General features: G+C 62.1%; 20 protein-coding genes. 7 read left to right on the top strand and 13 right to left on the bottom strand.

The features are described from left to right. Window positions 1-7: 7 nt before the first annotated feature. The 4 genes from KTR60_RS05120 to KTR60_RS05105 all read right to left on the bottom strand — a co-directional run bounded on the left by KTR60_RS05120 (window position 8) and on the right by KTR60_RS05105 (window position 3897). Window positions 8-1387, bottom strand: coding sequence for an Ig-like domain-containing protein (locus KTR60_RS05120; protein ID WP_228401917.1), 1380 nt, complete (start codon window positions 1385-1387; stop codon window positions 8-10). 227 nt (window positions 1388-1614) lie between these two features. Beyond that, a complete protein-coding gene (locus tag KTR60_RS05115) occupies window positions 1615-2319 on the bottom strand; it encodes a DUF2334 domain-containing protein (RefSeq protein WP_007734443.1) in 705 nt (234 codons plus the stop codon). 94 nt (window positions 2320-2413) lie between these two features. Continuing rightward, window positions 2414-2911: a glutathione peroxidase gene (locus KTR60_RS05110; protein WP_003945816.1), complete on the bottom strand. Its 498-nt coding sequence runs from the start codon at window positions 2909-2911 to the stop codon at window positions 2414-2416. Between the two features lie 47 nt (window positions 2912-2958). Continuing rightward, window positions 2959-3897: an ABC transporter substrate-binding protein gene (locus KTR60_RS05105; protein WP_042452648.1), complete on the bottom strand. Its 939-nt coding sequence runs from the start codon at window positions 3895-3897 to the stop codon at window positions 2959-2961. 277 nt (window positions 3898-4174) lie between these two features. Between KTR60_RS05105 and KTR60_RS05100 the strand changes: the two genes are divergently transcribed. From KTR60_RS05100 to KTR60_RS05090, 3 genes are all read left to right on the top strand, one after another. After that, window positions 4175-4999: a sucrase ferredoxin gene (locus tag KTR60_RS05100; RefSeq protein WP_228401916.1), complete on the top strand. Its 825-nt coding sequence runs from the start codon at window positions 4175-4177 to the stop codon at window positions 4997-4999. A gap of 125 nt (window positions 5000-5124) precedes the next feature. Next, on the top strand, window positions 5125-6402 hold the full coding sequence (locus KTR60_RS05095) for an acyl-CoA dehydrogenase family protein (RefSeq protein ID WP_042920311.1): 1278 nt from the start codon (window positions 5125-5127) through the stop codon (window positions 6400-6402). Beyond that, window positions 6399-7622 (top strand): acyl-CoA dehydrogenase family protein, encoded by a 1224-nt coding sequence (locus KTR60_RS05090; RefSeq protein WP_054188015.1) that lies wholly within the window; start codon window positions 6399-6401, stop codon window positions 7620-7622. Before KTR60_RS05095 ends, KTR60_RS05090 begins: the two co-directional genes overlap by 4 nt. A gap of 128 nt (window positions 7623-7750) precedes the next feature. Here the strand turns inward: KTR60_RS05090 and KTR60_RS05085 are convergent, their stop codons facing one another. Then, on the bottom strand, window positions 7751-9163 hold the full coding sequence (locus tag KTR60_RS05085) for a C4-dicarboxylate transporter DctA (protein WP_007734438.1): 1413 nt from the start codon (window positions 9161-9163) through the stop codon (window positions 7751-7753). A 119-nt stretch (window positions 9164-9282) separates the two neighbouring features. Between KTR60_RS05085 and KTR60_RS05080 the strand changes: the two genes are divergently transcribed. Together KTR60_RS05080 and KTR60_RS05075 are read left to right on the top strand one after the other, a co-directional pair. Further along, on the top strand, window positions 9283-10869 hold the full coding sequence (locus KTR60_RS05080) for a sensor histidine kinase (RefSeq protein WP_042920313.1): 1587 nt from the start codon (window positions 9283-9285) through the stop codon (window positions 10867-10869). Continuing rightward, window positions 10866-11555 carry a response regulator gene (locus KTR60_RS05075; RefSeq protein ID WP_003945570.1) on the top strand — a complete coding sequence of 230 codons (690 nt, stop codon included), beginning with the start codon at window positions 10866-10868 and terminating at the stop codon, window positions 11553-11555. Before KTR60_RS05080 ends, KTR60_RS05075 begins: the two co-directional genes overlap by 4 nt. Before the next feature lie 28 nt (window positions 11556-11583). Here the strand turns inward: KTR60_RS05075 and KTR60_RS05070 are convergent, their stop codons facing one another. From KTR60_RS05070 to KTR60_RS05060, 3 genes are all read right to left on the bottom strand, one after another. Further along, window positions 11584-13698: a S9 family peptidase gene (locus KTR60_RS05070; protein WP_215515663.1), complete on the bottom strand. Its 2115-nt coding sequence runs from the start codon at window positions 13696-13698 to the stop codon at window positions 11584-11586. Beyond that, window positions 13695-14588 carry a phosphoribosylaminoimidazolesuccinocarboxamide synthase gene (locus tag KTR60_RS05065; protein WP_003945463.1) on the bottom strand — a complete coding sequence of 298 codons (894 nt, stop codon included), beginning with the start codon at window positions 14586-14588 and terminating at the stop codon, window positions 13695-13697. The genes KTR60_RS05070 and KTR60_RS05065 overlap by 4 nt, the downstream gene beginning before the upstream one ends. A gap of 155 nt (window positions 14589-14743) precedes the next feature. Further along, a complete protein-coding gene (locus tag KTR60_RS05060; protein ID WP_128637852.1) occupies window positions 14744-15781 on the bottom strand; it encodes an ABC transporter substrate-binding protein in 1038 nt (345 codons plus the stop codon). A gap of 250 nt (window positions 15782-16031) precedes the next feature. Between KTR60_RS05060 and KTR60_RS05055 the strand changes: the two genes are divergently transcribed. After that, on the top strand, window positions 16032-16964 hold the full coding sequence (locus KTR60_RS05055; protein WP_007734429.1) for a tyrosine-protein phosphatase: 933 nt from the start codon (window positions 16032-16034) through the stop codon (window positions 16962-16964). 96 nt (window positions 16965-17060) lie between these two features. On the opposite strand, the gene KTR60_RS05050 is transcribed toward KTR60_RS05055, so the two are convergent. From KTR60_RS05050 to fepB, 3 genes are all read right to left on the bottom strand, one after another. Then, a complete protein-coding gene (locus KTR60_RS05050; protein ID WP_003945911.1) occupies window positions 17061-17723 on the bottom strand; it encodes a response regulator transcription factor in 663 nt (220 codons plus the stop codon). Then, window positions 17720-18997: a sensor histidine kinase gene (locus KTR60_RS05045; protein WP_007734428.1), complete on the bottom strand. Its 1278-nt coding sequence runs from the start codon at window positions 18995-18997 to the stop codon at window positions 17720-17722. The genes KTR60_RS05050 and KTR60_RS05045 overlap by 4 nt, the downstream gene beginning before the upstream one ends. Before the next feature lie 147 nt (window positions 18998-19144). Continuing rightward, the gene (gene fepB, locus KTR60_RS05040; RefSeq protein WP_042920315.1) at window positions 19145-20140 is read right to left on the bottom strand and encodes a Fe2+-enterobactin ABC transporter substrate-binding protein; all 996 of its coding nucleotides are present in this window, start codon (window positions 20138-20140) and stop codon (window positions 19145-19147) included. Between the two features lie 66 nt (window positions 20141-20206). Between fepB and fes the strand changes: the two genes are divergently transcribed. Continuing rightward, window positions 20207-21442 (top strand): enterochelin esterase, encoded by a 1236-nt coding sequence (fes, locus tag KTR60_RS05035; RefSeq protein WP_228401915.1) that lies wholly within the window; start codon window positions 20207-20209, stop codon window positions 21440-21442. Window positions 21443-21455: 13 nt separating this feature from the next. On the opposite strand, the gene KTR60_RS05030 is transcribed toward fes, so the two are convergent. Next, the gene (locus tag KTR60_RS05030) at window positions 21456-22844 is read right to left on the bottom strand and encodes a DUF1254 domain-containing protein (RefSeq protein ID WP_076948615.1); all 1389 of its coding nucleotides are present in this window, start codon (window positions 22842-22844) and stop codon (window positions 21456-21458) included. 55 nt (window positions 22845-22899) lie between these two features. After that, window positions 22900-23313: an HIT family protein gene (locus KTR60_RS05025; protein ID WP_042920316.1), complete on the bottom strand. Its 414-nt coding sequence runs from the start codon at window positions 23311-23313 to the stop codon at window positions 22900-22902. Between the last annotated feature and the right edge of the window lie 48 nt (window positions 23314-23361).

Below are 23361 nucleotides of genomic sequence, written 5' to 3'. Positions count from 1 at the left end.
TCGGTTCTCACGCACTCACATCGACGATGATCCAGCCGGTGCTCGTGCCACCGGCTGCGTCGGTGAGTGTGTAGAGAATCCTGTCGGTGCCTGCCTTCGTTCCGGCTTCGAACACCACTTCGCCGTTTTCGAGCTTCACGGTGCCACCGAGAAGTGACGTCGCCCCGACGCCGGTCACTGTGATCGAATCTCCGTTGCTGTCATGATCATTCGCGACGGCGTCGACGGTGACTGTGCCGCCTGAGCGGACCCGCGCGGTGTCGAGTGCGGCGTACGGCGGGATCGGGCTTGCCGTGTACCGACCGACGTCGTCGAGTCGAGCCGAGGCAACCTCCGCCGCATCGACGATGGCAGTGAATTCGGTGCCGTCGAAGCGCGAGAGGTCGTTACCGTTCATGATGGTCGATCCCTCGGCGCCGCCGCCGTGGTAGTCGTCGGCATAGAAGTTGTGGCCCAACTCGTGGCGGAGAACGCGGCTGAAGTTGCCGTCGGACTCGGCACCGACATGCGCGTAGCTGTGGTCGAGTTCGAACTTCGAGTAGTAGGCATTTCCGCCACCGGATGCGCACACGACGGTCGCCTGATCGACACTCGACCCGACCTGATCGGACCACAGATCTTCCAACTGCTCGAGATTTTCACAACTGCTCGAGTACGGATCGCCGGCGGAATCTGCCCGCAGGACAACTCGACCGAGGACCGGCCGAATCCCGACGTCTCTGATCCAGATGGCAGCGGTGCGGGCCATTGATTCCTCGGCCCGATCCAGAGCGACGGCGGCACTGCCTGCGCCGTGCGCGGAGTACCACTCGCCACTGAGGTCCAGTCCGACCACGAACTGCTTGACCGTCTTGCCGACCCTTGCGGCCGAGGCCGGCGCAATGGCCGCGGTGGGCCACTTGGGTTTTGCGTCGATCGGCGCCGTGCTGCGACCGACCACCTCGGATCCGACGAACTCTATCGAAACACCACGATCGAAAATCACCTGCCCGCGCAGTGTTCCGGCGGAGTCGACGATGGCCGAGACGATTGCGTCCGGACGCCCTTCCACGCTGCCGATGTACGAACGGGGCGCCGGGATCACCGCGTCGGTCAGCTCTCCGTCGCTGTCTTGCACAGCCATCGAGAACTCGGATCCCCGCAGGTTCATCTTGTGAAGGCGCAGTGTGAGTTGCTCACCTTCATCGTCGACGGTTGCGGTGCGGACGCCATCGCTCGATCCGCTCGATCCGCTCGACCCGCCGTCGACACTGCCCGTCGGCAGCATGTGAACCGCGCCGGTCGGAGCGGCAGACGCGAGCGCCGGAACGAACGCAGCACAGACGACTGCGCCCACAGCCACGGCGACAAGACCCTCGGCCGACTTGGAGAACACTCTCGTGCGCATGGCGAGATCCCAATCCCATCTACTAGCGGCAGATTAACTGCACGCACTCTAGCAGTGGGAGAATTGGCTGACCCAGCGCTCTAATTAAACGTCCGTTTTATGCGATTTTGACCCACTCTGCACTACTACCAGCAAGGAAGTGGAGAAACGCGAAGAGTCTGCCCGCTCGGACAACCCGGACAGACGACATAGTCTCGTAGCTATCAAATAGTTGCCAACTGCCGAATTCAGGCAGCGCCGAGCTCCTGAGACGGGGAGTTCCACCGATACACCTGCGAGTCGGCTTCGTGGAAGAGGGCAAGGTCGACGGCGTCGAGGACGGCCTGACGTGGGCCCTCGTTTCCCAACTGCTTGGCCGTGATCGACAATCTGACCAGTCCCCCACGTTTGGCGGCACGCCCGGCTCCGAGAACCAATGCGCGACACCACCACGGCTCGGCCTTGAAGCCTTCGCCGATCCCGAAAACCCTTCCCCGTTGCAAGGTTCCGCGGGTCAGATCATGTACTGCCCCGAGGCCTGCCATCGTGCGAAAGCCCGTCTCCGGCAACACCGACATGGCACCGGGCGATGCCACCCAGCGCGGCGGTGCGAACACCCGGGTCCGAAGGCCTGCATGCTCGAGAACGCGGTCCGCAGCGAGTAGTCGCAGTTTCGCTTCGTGCTTCGACAGAGTGGCGAACTCGGCTCGGCGACGCTTGGTCGCGGCCTGGTCGTAGCCGTGCAGAACGATGGCATCGCCGTGCTCGCGACGCTCACGCAGCCAAGCCGTCGTCACCGCGTCGTCGGCCAGTCGGTATTTGTCCTTCAGTCGCGGCGCCACCAGGAGCGACAAGCGGACACCTCGAGTGTCCATCTCGTCTGCGAATCCGGCAGCGAGATAACATGTCTCGTCTCTGATTCCGGATACCGACACGATCAGTTCTGCGGACATACTCCGATAGTGGCAGCTGTGGGTGAACAGCACACTGCCGCCGGATGATCATCCGGCGGCAGTTTTCAGCGCACCTACTGGTTCTTGGAAACCTCTAGTTCTTGGGAAGCGCAGCTTCGATCGCGGCGACAACCTCGGGTGCGTCAGGCTCGGTCCGCGGACGGAAGCGGTTGACGACGGTGCCGTCCGGTCCGATCAGGAACTTCTCGAAGTTCCACTGAATGTCTCCCGCAGCGCCTTCGGCGTCGGCCGCCTTGGTGAGCTCGGCGTACAGCGGATGCTGGTTTTCGCCGTTCACCTCGATCTTCTCGAGAAGCGGGAACGTGACGCCGTAGGTAGTGGAGCAGAACGTCTCGATCTCTTCGGCGGTACCCGGTTCCTGCCCCATGAACTGGTTGCACGGGATACCGATCACGGTCAGACCGCGATCGGCGTACTCGCTGGCCAGCTTCTCGAGCGCCGAGTACTGCGGGGTCAGTCCACACTTGGACGCGACGTTGACCACGAGGACGGCGCGGCCGTCGTATTCACCCAAAGAGGTGGGCACGCCACCGAGGGTGTTGATCGCGATGTTCTGTACTGGAGTTGTCATAGGCTCCAACTTAGCGACTCTCTCGCGCACTGCTCCTTCGCGCACTGCTAATTCGACGCTCCGAGAATGCGATCGAGGTCGTCCAGAACGGTGAGGCCGCCGAGCGGTCCGACGCCGGTGATCCAGTAGGACATGTCGACCAGATGCGGGTTCGGGAAGAATCCGGCGTTGTCTGCGACGGCCTTCGGCATCGTGCCGGCATCGGCCGGTTTCGCGGAGGTGACCAGGATGAGGTCGGCGTTGGCTCCGGAGACGAATTCCGGGGAGAGGTCGACGGAGATCGAGTTCTCCCAGTCGCGTGCGGGAATCGTGAGTCCAGCACATTCGAGAGTGCTTCCGGCAAACGACGTGGGTCCGTACAGCGTCAGAACGTCGTCGCGTGGGCGGATCAGCTGAGCGGTCTTGCCCTCGGTGCTGTGCTTGCTCGCCACTTCCTCGCAGCGTGCCGTGTAGTCACCGAGCAGTTCACCTGCCTGATCGGTCTTGTTCAACGCCTCTGCGACGAACTGGACGTTGTCCTGCCACGGATCGGTCTGAGTTGCCATGTAGACGGTCGGTGCGATGGCAGCGAGCTGCTCGTACAGATCACCGTGCCGCGATTCCGTTCCGATGATCAGGTCCGGGCTCAGTGCGACGATCTTCTCGAGGTTCGGTGCCGCGACGGTTCCGACCATCTCGATCTCCGCCGCCTTCTCACCGAGGTACGCCGGAACGCCGGTCGTCTCGCTGAGTACCGCGGTGCCCACGGGAATCACGCCCAGCGCTACCGACGTGTCGAGCTGAACCGGCTCGAGCACGACAACTCGCTGCGGATCCGTCGGTACGTCGGTAGTTCCGCGGGCGTGGGTGACCGCGTGCACGGTGTCGGCAGACTGACTGCCGGTATCCGTCTTGTCGTCACTGCCACACGCTGTTGTCGTTGCCACTATGGCGGCGAGGACAAAACCACCCAGCATGTACTTCGTCCGCGAGTTACTGCGTTTCATTCACAAACTCCTGTTACCGACTGCTTCCGACCGTCACAGCCACGTGCATTCACCGCGGCTGAGCAAAGGATTCACCATCCAATAGTCTGGTGAGCCTAACCTACGAGACTGGAGCCTCATCATGTCTTCCCTCCCCTGCCACAGCGACGGTGTCCTGGGGAAAGGATCTATGCAGTGCCTTTCGGAATTTGTCGCCAATCCGCAAACCAGTCGACGCCCTCACGCCTGTACACGGCAGTCGTCGACCGCCGGCGAACCTATGGTCGGTCGCGCCGGAATGACACATCTGTGGGTATTGATCGAGCACCCCGGCCCCTGGCCGGCGTCCGCCCCTGACGACGTTCTCCCCGTCGCGCTCACCGAAAAGATCTACGCAGCGCAGGGCCGTATCCGTGTCGTGGTGATCCGGCGGACCCGCAACCGCCGGGTGCTCACCCCGACGTGTGTACTCGCCTGGACGGACGGCACACGCCAATGGATGCGGGAAGGGGCGGTCGACCGATACGAGGACCTGTCGGTACTGCCGTTCGAATCGATGGCCACCGGAGCGGAACCCGACTTCGGCCGCCCCCGCACGGAACCGCTCTTCGCAGTCTGCACACATGGAAAGAAGGATGCGTGCTGCGCGGAACTCGGCCGCCCGGTCGTGTCGGCGCTGAACGCGGCACAGATCGCAGATGTGTGGGAATGCAGTCACATCGGCGGAGATCGTTTCGCGGCCAACATGATTGCGTGGCCCGCCGCAGTCTATTTCAGCCGACTGGACGGCAACTCCGCAATCGATGCTGCCGAGAAATACCAAGCCGGAGAATTGGAGCTGCTGCACCTGCGCGGCCGGGCGGCACTGTCACAGACCGCTCAGGCAGCCGAACATGCTGTCCGACGCGCCACCGACATCGTCGCCACGGACGCACTCGAGAGCATCAGCGAGAGTGTCGACGGAGAACACACGACTGTCGATCTTCGGTTGGAGGGGAGAGACTTTCGCGTCGTCGTTCGCTCCGGTCCTCCAGGGCTACCGTTCCGACATGATTGTGGTGCCGGAGGGACCGTCGAATGGAGCGGATGGACCGTCGAGCACGTTCGCGAGCAACCCCACTGACCACTCGATTTCGACAAGAGTGCCCGGCAGGCCATCGAACCGAGATTTGCGCTGACTGACAACACTTCGAATCAGGTCGCGATGAAGGATCGACGCCCCTGGTGTTTACAGCTTGCATTCTTCCCATGACCACCGCACTGACGCCGAATGCCGTACCCCGGTCTGCTGATCCGATCAAAAGTGAGGTCGACTACGAAACACTGGCAGAGAAATTCCGTCCGATCTTCGCGGACATCGCACAAGGCGTCGTCGAACGCGAACGCGATCACGTGCTTCCCTTCCAACAGATCGACGCGCTCAAGAATGCAGGCTTCGGCGCCGTTCGGGTGCCGACAACACACGGTGGATCGGGTGCGAGCATCCCGCAATTGATCCGCTTACTAGTCGAGCTGTCGAGCGCCGATTCCAATATCACCCAGGCCCTGCGCGGACATTTCGCGTTTGTCGAAGACCGACTGGTCGCCGACCCCGACCCGGAGCGTGACATCTGGCTCCGACGCTTCGCGGAGGGACAGTTGGTCGGCAACGCATGGACCGAAATCGGCGACGTTGCATTGGGCGAAGCCAACACCAAGGTCTCGCCCGCACCCGATGCCGACCATTTCCTGGCGAACGGGGCAAAGTTCTACAGCACGGGTTCCATCTTCGCCGACTGGATCGACCTGTACTCGCAGCGCACCGACACCGGCGCATTCGTGATCGCGGCGGTCGAGGCGAGACAACCCGGTGTCACACACAGTGACGATTGGAACGGGTTCGGTCAGCAGACGACTGGCTCCGGTTCGTCCGTCTACGAGGACGCAATTGTACAGCCGGAGAACATCTTCGACTTCTCGACACGATTCAAATACCAGACCGCGTTCTACCAATTGTTCCACCTCGCCACTCTCGCCGGCATCGCCAAGGCTGCTACGATCGAGATCTCTCGTCGAGTTGCCTCTCGTACTCGAACCTTCAGTCACGGCAACGCTCCGAGATACGCGCAGGATTCGCAGATCCAGCAAGTTGTCGGCGAGGTGTCCTCTGCTGCCTTTGCAGCCGAGGCCGTTGCACTGCACGCAGCACAGTCGTCCCAATGGGCTTACGAAGCCGCATTCTCCGGCTCGCCGGAGGAAGAGAAGGCCGCCAACATCGCAGCCGAAATCGATTCGGGGCGAGGGCAAGTCGCCTCGATCGGACTCGTCGTGCCGGCCACGGCCAAGATCTTCGACGCACTCGGTGCTTCCGGAGTCAGCCGCGACCTCGATCTCGATCGATTCTGGCGCAACGCCCGCACCGTCGCCAGCCACAATCCGGTCGTCTTCAAATCCAAAGTTGTCGGCGACTACGAAATCAACGGAACCGAACCGATTTACGTGTGGGCCATCGGGACCGCACCGACCGAAAAGGATGAACAGGCATGACCGTGACCAGTGAAACCGAAGTCTTCGTCGGCGTTCCCGACACATCCGAGGGCTGGATCGACCGGGCTCGCGAGGTGAGCAACATCCTTGCCGCCGACGCACTCGCCCGCGACCGAGCCGGCGAACCACCGTTCCGAGAAGTTCAGCTGCTCAAGGACAGTGGTCTTGTGACGCTCCTGGGCCCGGTCGAGTTCGGCGGCGGCGGGCAGCGATGGGAGACCGCCTACAAGGTGGTTCGGGAGATCGCCCGCGCCGACGGCTCCATCGGACAACTGCTCGGATACCACTATCTGTGGGCATGGGCAGCCAGATTGGTCGGAACCGATCCGCAGATCTCCGCTGTCGAGGAGCTGTACACGAGCAACCGATTCTTCTTCGGCGGCGCGGTCAACCCTCGAGACACCGACCTCACCGTCGCGGACCGCGGAGACACCCTGGTGTTCAACGGTGTGAAGTCGTTTTCCACCGGCGGCCGAGTCACCGACCTCACGGTGCTCGAAGGAATCATCGACGGAACTGCGACGCATGTGTTCGCAATCGTGCCGACTGCTCAGGACGGCATAGTCTTCCGCGGTGATTGGGACAATCTCGGGCAGCGCCTCACCGATTCCGGCAGCGTCGAGATCAACGACGTCGAGGTCGACTGGGCAAGTGCGGCAGGCTTTGTCGACAAGGAATTCCAACCTCTGGTCTACAACACCCTGAACTTCCCGGCGATCGAGATCGTGTTCGCCAACTTCTACCTCGGGATCGCTCGTGGCGCACTGGACACTGCCGCCGAGTACACCCGAACCCGTACGCGTCCATGGCCGTACGGCGGTGACAACCGCGAAATCGCAACCGACGAGTGGTACCTCCGTGAGGGCTACGGCGACTTGCAATCCAAGCTGTGGGCAGCGGAGGCCTTCGTGGATCAGGTCAGCCGTGAGGCCGACGCAGTGCTCCACGACGCTCGCGAAAACCTCACCGAGCAGGCTCGCGGCGACCTCGCCGTACGCATCGCGGCCGCAAAACTTCGCGCCGCCGACGTCTCCTTGGAGATCAGCAACAAGATCTTCGAACTGACCGGTGCCCGAGCCACGTCCAACGACGTCGGCCTGGACATCTACTGGCGCAACATCCGGACGCATACCCTTCACGATCCGCTCGCGTACAAGCGCCGTGAAGTCGGTAGTCGTTTTCTGACCGGCGAGATTCCCGAACCGACCTGGTACACCTAGCCACGAACAGAAAGAGACCGTCGCACGGTTGGTGCGGCGGTCTCTTTCATCGTTACGACCAGGATCACTGATCGTAGATCGGGTTCCGCGCCTGCAGCGCAGTCAAACGTTCAGCAGAGCGGACGTTTCTAGTGATGGCTCACGAACGACTGTTTGGTGCCGGTCGGAGCCGTTTCGAGCTTGTGCTGCTCTTCTTCGTCCTCGTCGTCGAGCATCGTGGCTTCGTTGAACGGAATCTTCCCGTCGAGTACCTCGACGACGCGTTCCTTGTCGATCGTCTTGGTCCAGGCGCCGACCAGGAGAGTCGCAACCGCATTGCCCGAGAAGTTGGTGATCGCTCGCGCTTCCGACATGAAGCGGTCGATTCCGACGATGAGTCCCACGCCGTCGAGAAGCTCGGGGCGATGGCTCTGCAGTCCGCCTGCCAGCGTGGCCAGACCGGCGCCGCTGACTCCGGCAGCGCCCTTGGAGGCGATGATCATGAACACCAGCAGCGAGAGCTGTTCACCGAAACCGAGTGGCTGTCCCATGGCGTCGGCGATGAAGATCGAGGCCATCGTCAGGTAGATCGCGGTGCCGTCGAGATTGAACGAGTAGCCCGTGGGAACGACGATGCCCACCGTGGTGCGCTCGACGCCTACGTGCTCCATCTTGGCGATCAGACGCGGCAGTGCCGATTCGGAGGACGACGTGGCGAAGATGAGCAGGTACTCACGGGCCAAGTACTTGACCAGCTTGAAGATGTTGAATCCGGTGACCGCGCGCAGCAGCGTTCCGAGAACACCGAAGACGAAGATCAGGCAGGTCAGGTAGAAGCCGATCATCAGCGTGCCGAGCTGGACGACGGCGTTCAAACCGGTCTGGCCGACGACGCTGGCGATGGCACCGAAAGCACCGATCGGGGCGAGCCAGAGGATCATCGTCAGGATCTTGAACACGAGCTTCTGGATGTATCCGACGGCCTTGAGGATCGGTTCACCCGACTTGCCGAGCGACTGGATCGCGAAGCCGACCAGAAGGGCGACGAACAGAGTCTGCAGCACGCTGCCGGCTGTGAGGGAGGACAGCATCGACGTCGGAATGATGGACGCGATGAAGTCCCAGGTACCGCCCGCGCTGTGGGCCTGATCTGCAAGCTTGGCCACGGAGGCCGCATTGGGCGTGATGTTCAGGCCACTGCCCGGGTTGAGCAGGTTGCCGACGCCCAGGCCGATCGCGAGTGCGATGGTGGACATCCCGATGAAGTAGGCGAGTGCGAGGCCGCCGACCTTGCCGACCTTGGCCGCCGCTCGAACCGAGCCGATGCCGAGCACGATGGTGCAGAAGATGACCGGGCTGATCATCATCTTGATCAGGCTGACGAACAACGTGCCGAGTACACCGACGGACTTACCGAACTCGGGTGCGAGCCAACCGACGAGGATGCCTCCGATGACCGCGACGATGACGCTCATGTAGAGCCAATGCGTCTTGTCGCGCTTTGCCTTGGTGCCCTCGGGCTGTGGGGAACCGTCTACTGTCCCTGTTGCCGTGCTGCTCATGGGGTGTCCTTTGGATCGGATATCTGTGAAGTGATCGGGATCACTTCGAGTCGTGGAGAATTCTTGTTGCAAACAGGTGGGCCCGGAAGTTTGTGTTCATTACGTTCAGGAGGCGCTCGATGGTCGAACGAAAGACCGGCCGACGTATGAGCGTCGCCAGGCAGATCCTGCTCCTGCAATTGGCGTTGTTGGCGCTGGTCATCGGTGTGGGGGCCGCGCTCGCAGTTGTCGACGAACGCCGAGACAGCGACGACGCGATCCGCAGGCAGGTGAGCTCGATAGCGCAGACTCTCGCCCTGTCGGATTCGACGGCGGCAGCCCTGACGAGTCCGGACCCGACCGCGATTCTGCAACCACAGACCGAGAAGATCCGACAGGCAACCGGCGTCGATTTCATCGTGGTGATGGCGCCTGATCGCACTCGGTTCACCCACACGAGCCCGGAGCTGATCGGTCAACTCTTCACCGGGAACATCGACCGCGCACTTGCCGGCGTGACCTTCACAGAGACGTACGCCGGGTCGCTGGGGCCGTCGATCCGCGCAGTCACTCCTGTTTACGATTCCGGCGGAACCCTGGTCGGTCTGGTTTCTGCCGGTGTCACCCGCGAGCAGATCAGCAAGCAGTTCGCCCAAAGTGTTCCGGTCATCCTGTTCGTTGCCGGCGGCGGTCTTCTTGCCGCCCTCCTGAGTTCACTTCTGGTGAGTCGGCGTATCCGGCGACAGACCCTGGGGATGGCGCCGGATGAACTGCGCACCATGTACGAACACCACGACGCCGTCCTGCACAGCATCGGTGAGGGTCTGGTGGTGATCGGGCGAGGCCGAAGCAGAGATGCGCGAGTGGATATCGTCAACGACGAAGCGCGTCGCCTCCTCGATCTACCGGACGGGCCCGTGCCACTTTCGTCCATCCCCGAGACCATGCGAGTCGACGACGCCTCTCCCGCGAAGGATCAAGTGCACCTCACCGACAAGCGTGTGCTGGTGGTCAACCAACACCCGGTTGAGTGGGAGGGCAACAGAATTGGCACCGTGCTGACAATTCGCGATCACACCGAATTGCAGAACGTACTCGGGGAATTGGATTCGGTACGCAGTTTTGCCGAGTCGCTTCGATCGCAAGCCCACGAGAGTGCAAATCGTCTTCACACGATCATCACGATGGTCGAGTTGGGCCGGAACGACGACGCAGTGGCCTTCGCCACCAATGAATTGCGAGTGTCCCAACAGTTGATAGATCGTCTGATGAATGCGGTCCACGAGCCGGCGCTCGCCGCACTGCTGCTCGGGAAAATGAGTGAAGCGGCCGAACGCGGGGTCGACCTGACCATCACCGAAGACACCGCGCTCGGTCCGGTTCCTTCGCTCAATGCACGCGAGTTGGTCACGCTGGTCGGCAATCTCGTGGACAATGCTATTGACGCATCGCGCGCGAGCGAGTCTCCGTGGGTGGAAGTGACGGTAATGGAAGAGGATTCGATGATGGTTGTTGCCGTCGCCGACAGCGGCCCGGGAATGACACCCGAAGCACTCGAAAAGGCCAAGGGCCGTGGCTACTCCACAAAATCCGGCTCTCGCGGACTCGGTCTCGCACTGGTCTCTCAAGTTGTGAAACGGCACGGCGGCACGCTCACCAGCGAGCCGGCGATGGGCTCCATGCTGGTTGTCCGTATCCCGCTGCGCGAGGTGGAAGCACCGCGATGATCCGTGTGCTGATAGTCGACGACGAACCGTTGATCGCCCAGGCGCACCGTTCGTACGTCGAGCGTGTGCCGGAATTCGTGGTCCACGGCGTGGTTCATTCCGGGAACGCCGCCGTGCGTGCAGTTACGGCGGCCAACGCCACCGACCAGCCCATCGACCTGGTCCTGCTCGACATCGGGTTGCCCGACGCCAGCGGTCTCGACGTGGCTTCCGCCCTGGGCGGTTTGCGGCCCAGTCCGGACATCATCGCGGTTACCTCGGCGCGCGATCTGGAGGTGGTCCGAAGCGCCGTGGCTCGCGGGATCGTCCTCTATCTTCTCAAGCCGTTCACTTTCGCAGCATTCCGCGACAAGCTCGAGCGCTACCTCGAATATCGTGCAGCGCTTCCCGCTGGAGAGTCTGCGGTCAGTCAACACGACATCGACCGCGCGATGTCCGCGCTACGAACGTCCGACGATCGAGCAGCGGCACCGAAAGGCTTTGCGTCTCAAACACTCGGACTCGTCGCAGCGTCCGTCCGGGATTCGGAAGGTCCTGTGACCGCCGCCGAGGTGGCAGCATCGGTCGGCGTGTCCCGGGTGACAGCCTGGCGCTACCTGGAAAAGCTGGCAGACGACGGCATGCTCACCCGGGAGACCGAGTACGGGCGCGCTGGGCGCCCTCAGGTTCGTTACCGCAGAACCTGACAGTCACCGAACCTGATTGACACAGAAGCTAGTTCGCGCCCACGGTGTCCAACACCCAGGCGAACTCGAACGCGACCTCTTTCCACTTCTCGTACCGACCGCTGACACCGCCGTGCCCGGCGCTCATCTCGGTCTTGAGAAGTAGCGGAGCATCACCGGTCTTGGTGGCGCGCAGTTTTGCGACCCACTTGGCCGGCTCCACGTACAGAACACGGGTGTCGTTGATGCTCGTGATCGCAAGAATGGCGGGATAGTCCTTGGCTTCCACGTTCTCGTACGGGCTGTACGAGCGCATGTAGTCGTAGACGTCCTTGTTGTGCAGCGGATCTCCCCATTCGTCCCACTCGATGACCGTCAACGGCAGCGACGGATCGAGAATCGACGTCAACGGGTCGACAAACGGAACATTGGCGAGAATGCCGGCAAACAGTTCCGGAGCGATGTTGGCGACAGCGCCCATCAGCAATCCACCTGCACTACCGCCGTCGGCAACCATCCGGTCGGCCGACGTGACACCGGTGTCGATCAAATGCTTTGCGCAAGAGACAAAATCGGTGAAGGTGTTCTTCTTGGTGAGCGTCTTGCCGTTTTCGTACCAGTGACGGCCCATCTCGCCGCCGCCGCGCACGTGTGCGACGACGAAGACGACACCGCGATCGAGCAACGACAAGCGGGCAACCGAGAACGACGGGTCGATGCTCGCCTCGTAGGAACCGTAGCCGTACAACAGCAGCGGCGCGGGACCTTCCGGCGCACCTACGCGCCTCACGATCGAGAGCGGAATGCGGGTTCCGTCGTCGGCTACTGCCCAGTCGCGACGCTGCTCGTAGTTACTCGCATCGAAGTCACCGAGAACAGGCTGCGACTTGCGCAGTGCCAGTTCACCACTGGCGACGTAGTAGTCGTACACCTGCCCGGGAGTGATGAACGACGTGAAGCCGAGCCGGATGGTGGGCTGCGCCCATTCCGGGTTGGACCCCATGCCGATGCTGAAGAGTTCTTCGTCGAAGTCGATCTCGTGGCGTTCGCCGTAGCCGTCATCCGTCAACGGCCACACGGCAACCCGAGTGAGCGCCTCGCGTCGGTAGCTCAGGACGAGGTGTCCGGCAAAGGCTTCGGCTTCTTCCAGCCGAACGTCGGCGCTGTGCTCGATCAGCGTCGTCATGTTCGTCGGATCCGACACGGGAGCTTCCACCAACACGAAGTTCTCGGCCTTGATGCCGTCGACGACGTCGTTGTGGAGAATGAGGAAACGGTCCTCTCCCCCGATCACGGCGTGCTCGGCCCCGTACTCGACGCCCTCGCGACGTGGGATGATGACGCGGAATTCGCCTTCCGGGTTCGCCGATTCCAGCATCCAGCCTTCGCTGGTCACCTTGGAACCGACCCAGATCATCAGGTACTTCTCACTGCGGGTGGACCCCACCGAAACCCAGTACCGTTCGTCGGGCTCGTGGAACACCGAAACATCTTTACTCTGCGGCGTTCCCAGCTTGTGACGCCACACCGTGTCCGGACGCCAGGAGTCGTCGACCGTCATGTAGAAGACGTGACTGTGGTCGATCGCCCAGGTGGCGCCAGGCGCGGTATCGGGAATCTCGTCGGCGAGCATCTCACCGGTCTCGAGGTTCTTGAACCGCAAGGTGTACCGCTCGTCGCCGACGATGTCCACCGAGTACGCGAGCAACGTGCCGTCCTCGCTGATGGAGAACGCGCCGAGCGAAAAGAACTCGTGCCCTTCGGCTTCGACGTTGCCGTCCATGAGGATCTGCTCGTCGGCCAGCTCGACGCCGGGCGTCAGGTCGGGCGGAGTCCAGTCGTCTTCACCGGCGATGGGGCACCGGCACTGGACGGTGTACGACTTGCCTTCCACGCTGCGCGAGTAGTACCACCACTTACCCATGCGAGTGGGCACCGACATGTCGGTTTCCTGCGTCCGCGACTTGATCTCCTGGAAGATCTTCTCGCGCAATGGCTCGAGCGCGGCCGTCTGCTCGTCGGTGTACGCGTTTTCGGCTTCGAGGTATGCGACTACCTCGGCGTTGTCCTTGTCCCGCAGCCACTCGTAGTCATCGACGAACGTGTGTCCGTGATGGGTACGTTCGGTGGGGACCTTCTTTGCGACCGGCGGGATCAGGCTCATGCGCTGGGACCGACCCAATCGTCGAAGGACAGACCGGAAATGCGCTCGTACGCCTCGATGTAGCGTGCCCGGGTCGCGTCGACGATCTCCTGCGGCAACGGCGGCGGTGTCGTGTCCGAGCTACGGTCCCAGCCGGATTCGGGGCTCGTGAGCCAGTCGCGCACGAACTGCTTGTCGAAACTGGGCTGCACCTTGCCCGCTTCGTAGCCTTCGAGAGGCCAGTAGCGCGACGAGTCGGGGGTGAGCACCTCGTCGGCGAGCACGAGGTTTCCAGCGGAGTCGAGACCGAATTCGAGCTTGGTGTCGGCAAGGATGATTCCGCGATCGGCTGCGAAGTTGGAGGCGCGGGCATAGACGTCGAGAGTGTCCTCGCGAAGCTGCACTGCCAGCTTCTGGCCGACCTTCTCCACTACCTGATCGAAGCTGATGTTCTCGTCGTGATCCCCGAGAGCCGCCTTGGACGCCGGGGTGAAGATCGGGTCGGGCAGACGCGACGCCTCGACGAGGCCCTCGGGCAACGCGACGCCGCACACTGCGCCGGTGTTGTTGTAGTCGACCAAGCCGGAGCCGGTGAGGAAGCCACGAACGACGCATTCGACGGGAACCATGTCGAGGGAGCGCACGACGAGAGCGCGGCCGAGTACCTCTTCCGGGATGCGATCGTCGTCGGGCTCGCCGGCCAGGTGGTTGGTGCCACCGAGGACGTTGAAGAAGAACACGCTCATCGCGGTGAGCACGCGACCCTTGTCCGGGATCGGCGTGCTGAGCACGTGGTCGTAGGCCGAGATCCGATCACTCGCGACAAGCAGCAGATGCTCGTCGTCGATCGTGTAAAGGTCACGGACCTTGCCACCGGCCAGATGAGTGTAGGAATCAAGTGTAGGACGCACCCGGTCACCCTATCGGGCGTTCGCAGTTCGTACAGAACCCCGGTAGCCGGGACAGGTAAGCGTCCTCGCCGATCGGAGAGCTGTCCGCCCTGCTCATCCGGATATGCAGGTGGCCCCTCGCCAGCAGGCGAGAGGCCACCGTCACAGTCGATGAACTACTGGTTTGCGGGCAGCTTCGACAGGCCCTCGTCGATCGAATCCAGCGTCAGAAGAGCCGTCTGATAGGTCGCGGCCAGCGAATGCTGGACCTGGACGACGTTGCCGGCCTTCACTGCGGGCAATTCCTTCCACAGCTCGGAATTGACCAGCTCCTGCAACTGCGGAGACATCGAGCCGTCGGCGTTGAGGCCGTAGACGATCACGTCGACATTTCCGAGATTTTCGCCGATCTTCTCGATGGATACCTGTTCGACGTGGATGTCGGCGGGGTCTGCGGGGGTGCCGGGGAACTGCAGTCCGAGTCCGTCGAAGAGATTGGTCGTGTACGAAGACGCGTACTCGCGTGAGAAGGTGCCGGCCTCCGGCTTGCAGACGTTGCACACGCCGCCGAAGGTCAACGAGCCGAGCTTGTCCTTGTACTTCGCGGCCAGTTCGGCGGTTTTGGCGTCGTAGTCGTCCTTGAACTCGCCGTAGGTGTCGGAGACATTCGCGGCATCGGCGAACTGCTCGCCCAGCACTCGCCAATCAGCAGGAACCGTCGGTCCCAGGAAGACGACGGGAGCGGCCGCCTCGAGCTGCGCCATGTCCAGCTGGCTTTCGACTCGAGCGGGAACACCCATGATGATCAGATCGGGCTCGGCAGCGACGATTCCCTCGTAGTTGAGCTGGGAGACGTTGCCGTCGGGCGCGACCTTCGGCAGAGCTTCGTAAGCGGCCTTGGTCTTGTCGTCCATGTTGCCGAGTTCACGGGTCCACTCGCATACTGCTGCCAGGTTCGCTCCCGCCTGAATCAGCGGCAGAACTGCGTATCCGCAGGCCACGATCCGTTGCGGGTCGCTCGGGATCTCGATGGATCCGTTCTGTGCCTCGAAGACACGGGTCTGCGAGCTCGCGGCTGTCGTCGACGATTCGGACGACGACGCCTCCTCGGAGTTGCTGCAGCCGGCGACGCCGACCGCCAGCGCAGCTGCTGCGCCGATCACCACTGCGCGGCGAAACCGCGACAGACCTTGAACCCGCATGTTGAACTCCATCTGAACGCACCGGACCGCTCCGGAATTGATTTGGTGAGGCTAACCAATATCAGGGCACCGGACCTTTACACAAACACAGGTCCCGAGGAATGAACTGCGCCTCCCGAGCCGCCCACGCTCACAGCAGCACGCCTCCCACTGAGAGGGAGCAAAGCAAGATTCCTCTCGAATCGGACACGCGAACTCGCTACCTTGCCTTCGCGATACCTCATCGACTCGCCACTCTCTCCGCTCGACGAAGGGCTCACACATGTCCCGATCCACCCGTACCTGCTCACTACGGTCTGCCGCGGCCATTGCGTTGACCAGTAGCTTTCTCATCACCGGTTTCGGCGCCTCGATCGCGCAGGCCGAACCTGGCCCCTCGGCTCCGCTGTTCGGCTCGCTGGATTTCGGATCCAGCAACCTCGGCAGTTCCGAGCAGACCCCAGATGCGCCGCGGCTGACCGGGATCGACAATTTCCGCGACGTCGCAGGCACCGGCGCCGGATACTCGGGAACTTTCGGCCTGCCCGTGAACAAGGGAGTCTTCTACCGCGCGAACGCGATCACGCCCAAGGGCGATGACATGAGCAATCTCGAAAAGCTGGGACTGACAAAGGTTTACGATCTGCGCACTGAACCCGAGATCGCCAGTAAGCCCGATGTCTTGCCCGACGGGGTTGCGTACGAGAACATTCCGATCCTGTCCGGGAACATCGCCGAGATGATCGCGAAGATCAAGTCCCCCGAGGACTCACGATCGATGATGCAGGACATGAACCGCGCCTTCGTCACCGGAGCGACGGAGCGAGCCGGGTTCGCGCAGTTGCTCACGGGTCTCGCGGAAACCGAAGGTGCACAGGTCTTCCACTGCACCGCAGGCAAAGACCGCACCGGCTGGACGTCGTTTCTGCTGCTGAGTATCGCCGGTGTCGACCGCTCGGTGATCATGAACGACTACTTGCTGACCAACGAGTACACAGCCGAAGGCATGAAGGCCACGCGCGCGGGCATCGCGGCGAGCCTGGGCGAACAGATGGCCGTCAACATGGAGCCCCTGTTGGGTGTCGAGGCAAGCTATCTCGATGCCGGTCTCGCCCAGTTGGACCAGACCTACGGGTCGGTCGATCGGTACCTGACCGAGGGCCTGGGTCTGAGCCCGGCGACTGTCATGACGCTCAAAGCCAAACTGCTGGGCTGAGTGGCACGGATGCCCCGGGTTCGACGAGGGATCGGACCCGGGGCACGTGTACTTCTCTGCCCGTGCCGCGGCGGATGCGCCGCAGCGTCCCGTGCGTCAGCGCGATACGGCGATCACGTTGTTTCGGTACGCCCAGATGACGATCTGCACACGGGTACGCACCTGCAGCTTCTTGCAGATGTTGCTGATGTGCGACTTCACCGTGCTCTGTTCGAGGCTGAGGGAATCTGCGATGTCGTTGTTTCCCAAGCCTTGTGACAGCAACTGCACCACATCCATCTCACGCGCACTGAGACCGTGATCCGATCCGGAGCGCGCCGTGGACATCGGTGCCGGCTTGCGCCTCGCGAACTCCACGATCAGTCTCGACGTCAATCTCGGCGAGAGCACCGAACCACCTTCGGCCACGGTCAACACTGCCGACGAGAGCTCTTCGGGATCGGCGTCTTTGAGCAAGAACCCTGCGGCACCGCTGTCGAGCGCCTCGAAAACGTACTCGTCGAGATCGAACGTGGTGATCACGATGACGCGGGTCCCGGGAAACTCGGCAAGGACCTCCCGAGTCGCAGTCAACCCGTCGCCGTGCGGCATTCGGATATCCATCAGCACGACGTCCGGACGCAGTGCACGCACCTGCTCGTACGCCTCGACTCCCGTCTTGGCATGCCCGACGACGCGAATCTCGGGGTGACCGGAGAGAAACAGCTCGAACCCCTGCCGTACCACCTGCTGGTCGTCTGCAATAAGGACATCGATCATGCGTTGATCCTCCCGTTCACCGGCACCAGTGCCTGCACAGCCCACTCACCTTCCGAATTCGGTCCGGCGTCCAGTTGACCACCCATGAGCGTCGCGCGTTCGCGCATTCCCACAATTCCGAGGTTTTGCCCGTCGGAGGCCGGGCGAGCATTCCCGAGAGTATTGACCACCCGTACCCTCACCGCACCGGCTTCTCGACTCAGACACACCTTGGACTCGCTACCCGGCGCATGGCGAAGGACGTTCGACAACGCCTCCTGCACGATGCGGTAACACGTCAACTGGACTCCGCTGTCCAGGTCGTCGAAGCGGCCGACCTTCTCCAACGAGATCGACGAGATGGTGCGCTTGCAGTCGTCCACCAACTCGTCGATGTCGGAGACCATGGGCGTCGGGAAATCGGGGTCTTCCTCACCCAGGCGAAGTATCCCCACGATCTGCCGCAAGCTGTTGAGGGCCCGCTGACCCTGCTCGATGACGCCCCCCAGAAGGGCTTGTGCTTGTTCGGGATTGCTCGAGAAGAACTTGTCGGCGGCACGAGCCTGGATGATCATGCCGGTCATGTGGTGGGCAGCGACATCGTGCAGTTCACGTGCCATGTCCTGCCGTTCGGCGACAACGGCATTCGCGATCTTGCGTTCGCGGTCCCGGTGCAGATCCGCTACTGCCTGACTGTTCTCCACTGCTTGTTTTCGCAGGCGCGCGACGATCTTTCCCATGGCTGCGACGACCAGAAAACTCGTGACGGTGTTTGCCGCCGGTTCGAGGAACAAGTGAGGCAACTCCCCCACCTGAACCTCGGCGACCGTCAGCCCGTCCCGTTCGGTGAGATACATCGCCAAGATCACGTCCATCGCCATTCCGAGGACCAGCAGTCCGACCAGGCGCATGCCTGTCACTCGGATGGACACTGCCATGATCGCGAACCAGAAAAGCGGCGTGGCCCCCAGCGATCGACTGCCGAGGAAGAGCATCAATCCGCCGGATCCTGCCAACGTCAGGAGGTAGTACGCGATCGGGTACCGCCGGCGCGCACACGCCACAACGGTCAACACCGTCAGGAAACCCATGATGCCGACGACGGTTCCCGGATCGCTCAGCACTCGATTGCTCGTCTCGGGTTCAGTCTTGAGACTGGCGAGACCGAACACCCACGGCACACTCAGCAGGCCGACGATCACGGCCGCCGTGGCCGGGTTGTTCAGGTTGAAACGTCCCCACCCTCGCGATGCCAGGGCTTGCCCCGGGGCATTCTGACCAGCCGAGTCGAACATCCACTCCCCATTCCGCATCCGATGATTGACGTTCATGGTGGCATGCGCGCACCACTTGGTCCCACATTCGGCGAACGTGAAGGGAATGTTCGATTCCCGGCTCCTACCAAAGCACTAGTTGAAGGTGAAAGGCCTAGTACTTATGGCTCAGCTGAACTGCTCGACCAACCGGTTCACCATGTTGGTTGCGCTGTAGTAGTCGAGACGGAAGGTGTCCAGACCCACGGCATAGACGTGGTGATCACGAATTGCCGGATGCTGGGCCAACAGTGGAAGTGCCTCGACCGCCTTCACCGCACCGTCGTCGGCACTGACCAAGATCAGGGTGTTGCCCGCGATACCGTCGTAGAGGTTCTCCGCCGAGACCTGAATGATGTCCTTGCGCTTACCCATGGATTCACTGCTCTTCGCGGACTCGGGAATGTCGGCGACCGTGAAACCCATCGCCGTGAGCAACTTCGCCTGCCCCGACTCGTGCGTCCAGATATTGGCGCCGCTGCCGTCCTCGTAGTAGACCAGCGCAGTGGTCGGCTGCGGGGGAAGTGTGATCTTGGCCTTCGCGGCCTCTACTGCGCTGTCGAACTTCGCGACCGTGGCCGCCGCGTTGTCTTCGAGACCTGTCGCCTTACCCAGCACAGCGGCGACTTCCTGCCAACTACTTCCGCCGTAGTCCACCACGATTGTCGGCGCGATGGCCGTGAACTGTTCGTACAGATCGACGACGGAGTCACCTCCAGTTGCCGAGACGACGATCAGGTCCGGGTTCTGCGCCAGAACGGATTCCGCGTTCGCACCGCCCATCGGCAACACTGCAAGTCCGCGTTCTTCTGCTATGTCGCCCCACTGTGTGAACAACCCCTGCGCATCCGAGACGTCGGTGTTCGGTCCCGTCGATGCGGTAGCCACCACCGGAGCGTCGATCGACAACAGCGTGCCCGTCAGCGTCACACTGGTCGAGACGATCCTCTCCGGCTTCGACGTGATCTCCACCGGCCCCTTCGGCGTTTCCACGATACGCGGCCAATTACCCTGCGATGCAGCTGAGTCAGCATCGGAATCGGCATCCGCAGAACTACAACCGGCGAGGGCGAACCCTGCTACCAAGACTGCGGAGAGCACCTTCAGGGTGCGTGATTTTTTCATTGTGACGCCCACTGGCGGACCACTCCTCGAATTCAAAAGCCCATCAAATTAGGTTAGGCTGTGCTCATGCTAACTCAGGCGGTGACCGAATTGTCCGCTACCCTCGCGGCCTCGCCCGACATCGAGACGTCCTGGAATCGGATAGTGCAACAAGGAACGCCGATCATCGAAAGCGTTGATACACAGACTGTTCGAGTTACGTTCCTCTGGCGTCAGCCCGAGGAGACCGAGGTCGAGCGCGTTTACCTGGATGCAAATTCGCTGACCGACCATCACGCAGAACAACTCAGCGTGATGCAGCGACTCGGCGACAGTCCGGTGTGGTTCTACACCGCCGAAGTCTCGAACACCTGGCGTAGCAGTTACAGCATCATCCCGGTACCGAAGTCCGTAGTCGACGAGTTCGACTATCCGGGAGCAGGCAAGGAAGACTCGACCCGCCGCACACGCTGGTTGGGGTTGCTCGAGCACCGAATTGCCGACCCACTCAATCCGCTTTCCGCAGGTGTGGACACAAGGCGTTCCGTCGCCGAGATGCCCTCGGCGCCGGTCCAGTTCGGTTGGGATGCTCCAGTTTTCAGGAAGTCGGTACAGCTCACCTGGGCTAGTTCGACTTTGGACGTCGAGCGGCCGGTGTGGATCTACGAGACCGTGGACGACGGATTGACACCGCTCGAAGAACGGCCGCTCGTGATACTTCTCGACGGGCGCCACTGGGCCGAGGTCATGCCGGCAGGCGCCGCCTTCGATCGTGCGGTCCAGACCGGCAAACTGAAATCCTGCGTTCTGCTTGCCATCGATTCCGTTGACAATCAACGCCGTTCGCAGGAATTGCCGTGCAACCGCGACTACTGGAGTGCAGTCGTCGACGAACTGCTTCCGCAGGTGCGCGCCGTCACACCTTTCTCGTCTGATCGAACGCGAACGGTGGTCTCGGGGCAGAGCTTCGGCGGCCTGGCTTCGATGTTCGCAGCACTCGAATTCCCCGAACACTTCGCGCTGGTCGCCAGCGGGTCCGGTTCGTTCTGGTGGCCAACCGGCTTGAAGCGCGGGGAAGACGGCCCGCCGGGTGGAGACATAGCCGCACGGATCGAGCGCGACGGCGTACCGGACGGTTTACGCGTTGTCCTCGAAGTAGGTAAGCACGAGTCCGACATGGTCGGGCACAGCGCAGCGGTCGCACAGGCGCTGGAGGCCGCAGGAGCGCAAGTGTCGTGTCGGATCTTCGACGGCGGCCACGACTGGTTGTGCTGGCGCAGTGTCCTTCTGGACTCCGTTGTCGAACTGATCGGCAGTCCGTGAGACAGACCACGCTCTAGGCCGGCTCGATGTCACCAAGCTTCCAAGTCCGATCGAAATATGGTTCGAGCGGTCCGTAGAAGCGGAAGTACGAGAACCAGTGCTGACCCGCAATGGTCTGAACCCAATTGGGTTCCTTCCCTACCGGAGTTGTAGGTCCGTAGTAGAGATCCACCGAACCGTCCTCGTTGACAACAAGATCGGGATCTCGCGAGCCACGGTCGCCTCGGCCCTGCTGGTTGTCGACAAGGCAGCGTGTGTCGACCGAGTAGACCGTCGCGGACCAGAACAACTTTGCCGGGACATCGGCGGGTACGTGGAGTGTGTAACTCTTTCCTCCGTCCAACCAGTGCCCCTCGGCGTCGGCGTAGCTACCCAGATATGCCTGCCCGAGTCCGGGCGTCGTACTCTTCATCGCCTCGGAGAAGGTGACCGCCTCGTAGAACCACGACGCGCGTTCGTAGAACTCGTCGTAGTTGTCCCCTCGCTGAGCTGAGTTGTCCAGGACAATCGCCAAGTCCCACTGGCGATCCGGCCAGTAGCGCGAACCGGGGAAGCGTTTGACGAACGCATTCGCCTGGGCGAACACCTCCCCCACTTCGACGGCCCGTCGCAAGATCTTTCTCACTCGATCATCCGGGGCGAAGGGCTTGCCCTTCTCAATCCCCAGCTGCCGAAGCCACGCCATCGGGAAGCGGTCGCGCTCTTCGACAGGTTCGTCCTGCACGATGTCGTGCAGGAGTTCCCAGTATCGAAGGTCTCGCGGCTGAATTCCGCTCCAGGGCTTGCCGTCCGGTGAGACCAGACGCGTCGGAGTCGGATTCTCACGATCGGAGTACGGGTACACCCGGACGGCGTCGACCAACGCGTCCGAGCGCGCCGGGTCGGGATCGAGCGTGCGGAAGCCGAACATGATGTGCATCATCGGGGAGTGGACAACGGTGTAATCACCTGTGTCCTCGACACTCTGACCTGGGCCGACTACCAGGGTCTTGCCACCCTTGCCTGCATCGGGGCCCATCTCACCGAGCACCGCGAATTCTCGTTGCCAGAAATCTGCGATGCCCCCGGCGGTCGGCCCTGGCGGCAATTCGATCACCAACGGCCCCGTTGCACCGAGATCGAAAAAGTTCAAGATGTACGGAGTCGTCGCGTTGGCGGTGATCAGGCCTAGTCGGTCACGATATGAGCGGTAGACGACGATATCGGAGGCAGTTGCTCCGAAGATGTTGGTATGCACGTCCATCCACTGAGCCCAGGACACGATGGGTATGGCCCACAAGTACGCCTGCACTGCTGTTTGGAAGTCGAGCTCGTCGAAGACCGTTGCGATGGTTTCGCGAGCGGGAAGCTCTCCGTCCCTCGGGACAAGTCCGGAGGAATACGTCAGTTCGATGTCGGCCATACCCAGATGGTGCTGGGAGAAACCTCGGCGCGAATCACCCACACCGGGTGAACCTCTAGTTCAGTGCGCCTCGAATGACGGCAGCCGTGCTGTCGAGGATTGTCCGATTGGGCGTGCGAGGTAGGGCGCGCAGGCCGAAGCCGTCGCCGCGATTTCGCGGAATGACATGCAGATGAACATGGAAGACTTCCTGCCCCGCAACAGCTCCGTCGGAGAGGTGCAGATTCACTCCGTCGACGGGGAGAGATCCGGTACGCATCGCCGCGGCGATCTTCTGCGCGACGGCGAAGATCCTGGCACCGTCGTCGGGATCGAGCGTGGACAATCCACTGGCGTGGCGCTTCGGCACGACCAGGAGATGGCCGGATGTGAACGGCCGAATATCCATGAAGGCAAGGACATTCGCGTCGTCGTAGACGACGCTGGCCTCGGCCTCACCGGCGATGATGGAACAGAAGATGCAGTCCATGGTCTCCGACCCTGTGCGCCTTTTCGGTAGTGGTGACCACCGAAAAGG

It is taken from the genome of Rhodococcus sp. C1 (assembly GCF_020809065.1).
In the GTDB taxonomy this organism is placed as follows: Bacteria; Actinomycetota; Actinomycetes; order Mycobacteriales; family Mycobacteriaceae; genus Rhodococcus_F; species Rhodococcus_F qingshengii.
This window is presented reverse-complemented; position numbering and strand designations above follow the sequence as displayed.

What these genes read in the sequence shown, in the direction of transcription:
- KTR60_RS05025 (WP_042920316.1), bottom strand. Translation starts at nt 23,313, where the DNA reads ATGGACTGCATCTTCTGTTCCATCATCGCCGGTGAGGCCGAGGCCAGC.
- fepB (WP_042920315.1), bottom strand. Translation starts at nt 20,140, where the DNA reads ATGAAAAAATCACGCACCCTGAAGGTGCTCTCCGCAGTCTTGGTAGCA.
- KTR60_RS05030 (WP_076948615.1), bottom strand. Translation starts at nt 22,844, where the DNA reads ATGGCCGACATCGAACTGACGTATTCCTCCGGACTTGTCCCGAGGGAC.
- KTR60_RS05075 (WP_003945570.1), top strand. Translation starts at nt 10,866, where the DNA reads ATGATCCGTGTGCTGATAGTCGACGACGAACCGTTGATCGCCCAGGCG.
- KTR60_RS05085 (WP_007734438.1), bottom strand. Translation starts at nt 9,163, where the DNA reads ATGAGCAGCACGGCAACAGGGACAGTAGACGGTTCCCCACAGCCCGAG.
- KTR60_RS05070 (WP_215515663.1), bottom strand. Translation starts at nt 13,698, where the DNA reads ATGAGCCTGATCCCGCCGGTCGCAAAGAAGGTCCCCACCGAACGTACC.
- KTR60_RS05060 (WP_128637852.1), bottom strand. Translation starts at nt 15,781, where the DNA reads ATGGAGTTCAACATGCGGGTTCAAGGTCTGTCGCGGTTTCGCCGCGCA.
- fes (WP_228401915.1), top strand. Translation starts at nt 20,207, where the DNA reads ATGCTAACTCAGGCGGTGACCGAATTGTCCGCTACCCTCGCGGCCTCG.
- KTR60_RS05055 (WP_007734429.1), top strand. Translation starts at nt 16,032, where the DNA reads ATGTCCCGATCCACCCGTACCTGCTCACTACGGTCTGCCGCGGCCATT.
- KTR60_RS05090 (WP_054188015.1), top strand. Translation starts at nt 6,399, where the DNA reads ATGACCGTGACCAGTGAAACCGAAGTCTTCGTCGGCGTTCCCGACACA.
- KTR60_RS05050 (WP_003945911.1), bottom strand. Translation starts at nt 17,723, where the DNA reads ATGATCGATGTCCTTATTGCAGACGACCAGCAGGTGGTACGGCAGGGG.
- KTR60_RS05095 (WP_042920311.1), top strand. Translation starts at nt 5,125, where the DNA reads ATGACCACCGCACTGACGCCGAATGCCGTACCCCGGTCTGCTGATCCG.
- KTR60_RS05120 (WP_228401917.1), bottom strand. Translation starts at nt 1,387, where the DNA reads ATGCGCACGAGAGTGTTCTCCAAGTCGGCCGAGGGTCTTGTCGCCGTG.
- KTR60_RS05045 (WP_007734428.1), bottom strand. Translation starts at nt 18,997, where the DNA reads ATGTTCGACTCGGCTGGTCAGAATGCCCCGGGGCAAGCCCTGGCATCG.
- KTR60_RS05110 (WP_003945816.1), bottom strand. Translation starts at nt 2,911, where the DNA reads ATGACAACTCCAGTACAGAACATCGCGATCAACACCCTCGGTGGCGTG.
- KTR60_RS05080 (WP_042920313.1), top strand. Translation starts at nt 9,283, where the DNA reads ATGGTCGAACGAAAGACCGGCCGACGTATGAGCGTCGCCAGGCAGATC.
- KTR60_RS05100 (WP_228401916.1), top strand. Translation starts at nt 4,175, where the DNA reads ATGACACATCTGTGGGTATTGATCGAGCACCCCGGCCCCTGGCCGGCG.
- KTR60_RS05105 (WP_042452648.1), bottom strand. Translation starts at nt 3,897, where the DNA reads ATGAAACGCAGTAACTCGCGGACGAAGTACATGCTGGGTGGTTTTGTC.
- KTR60_RS05115 (WP_007734443.1), bottom strand. Translation starts at nt 2,319, where the DNA reads ATGTCCGCAGAACTGATCGTGTCGGTATCCGGAATCAGAGACGAGACA.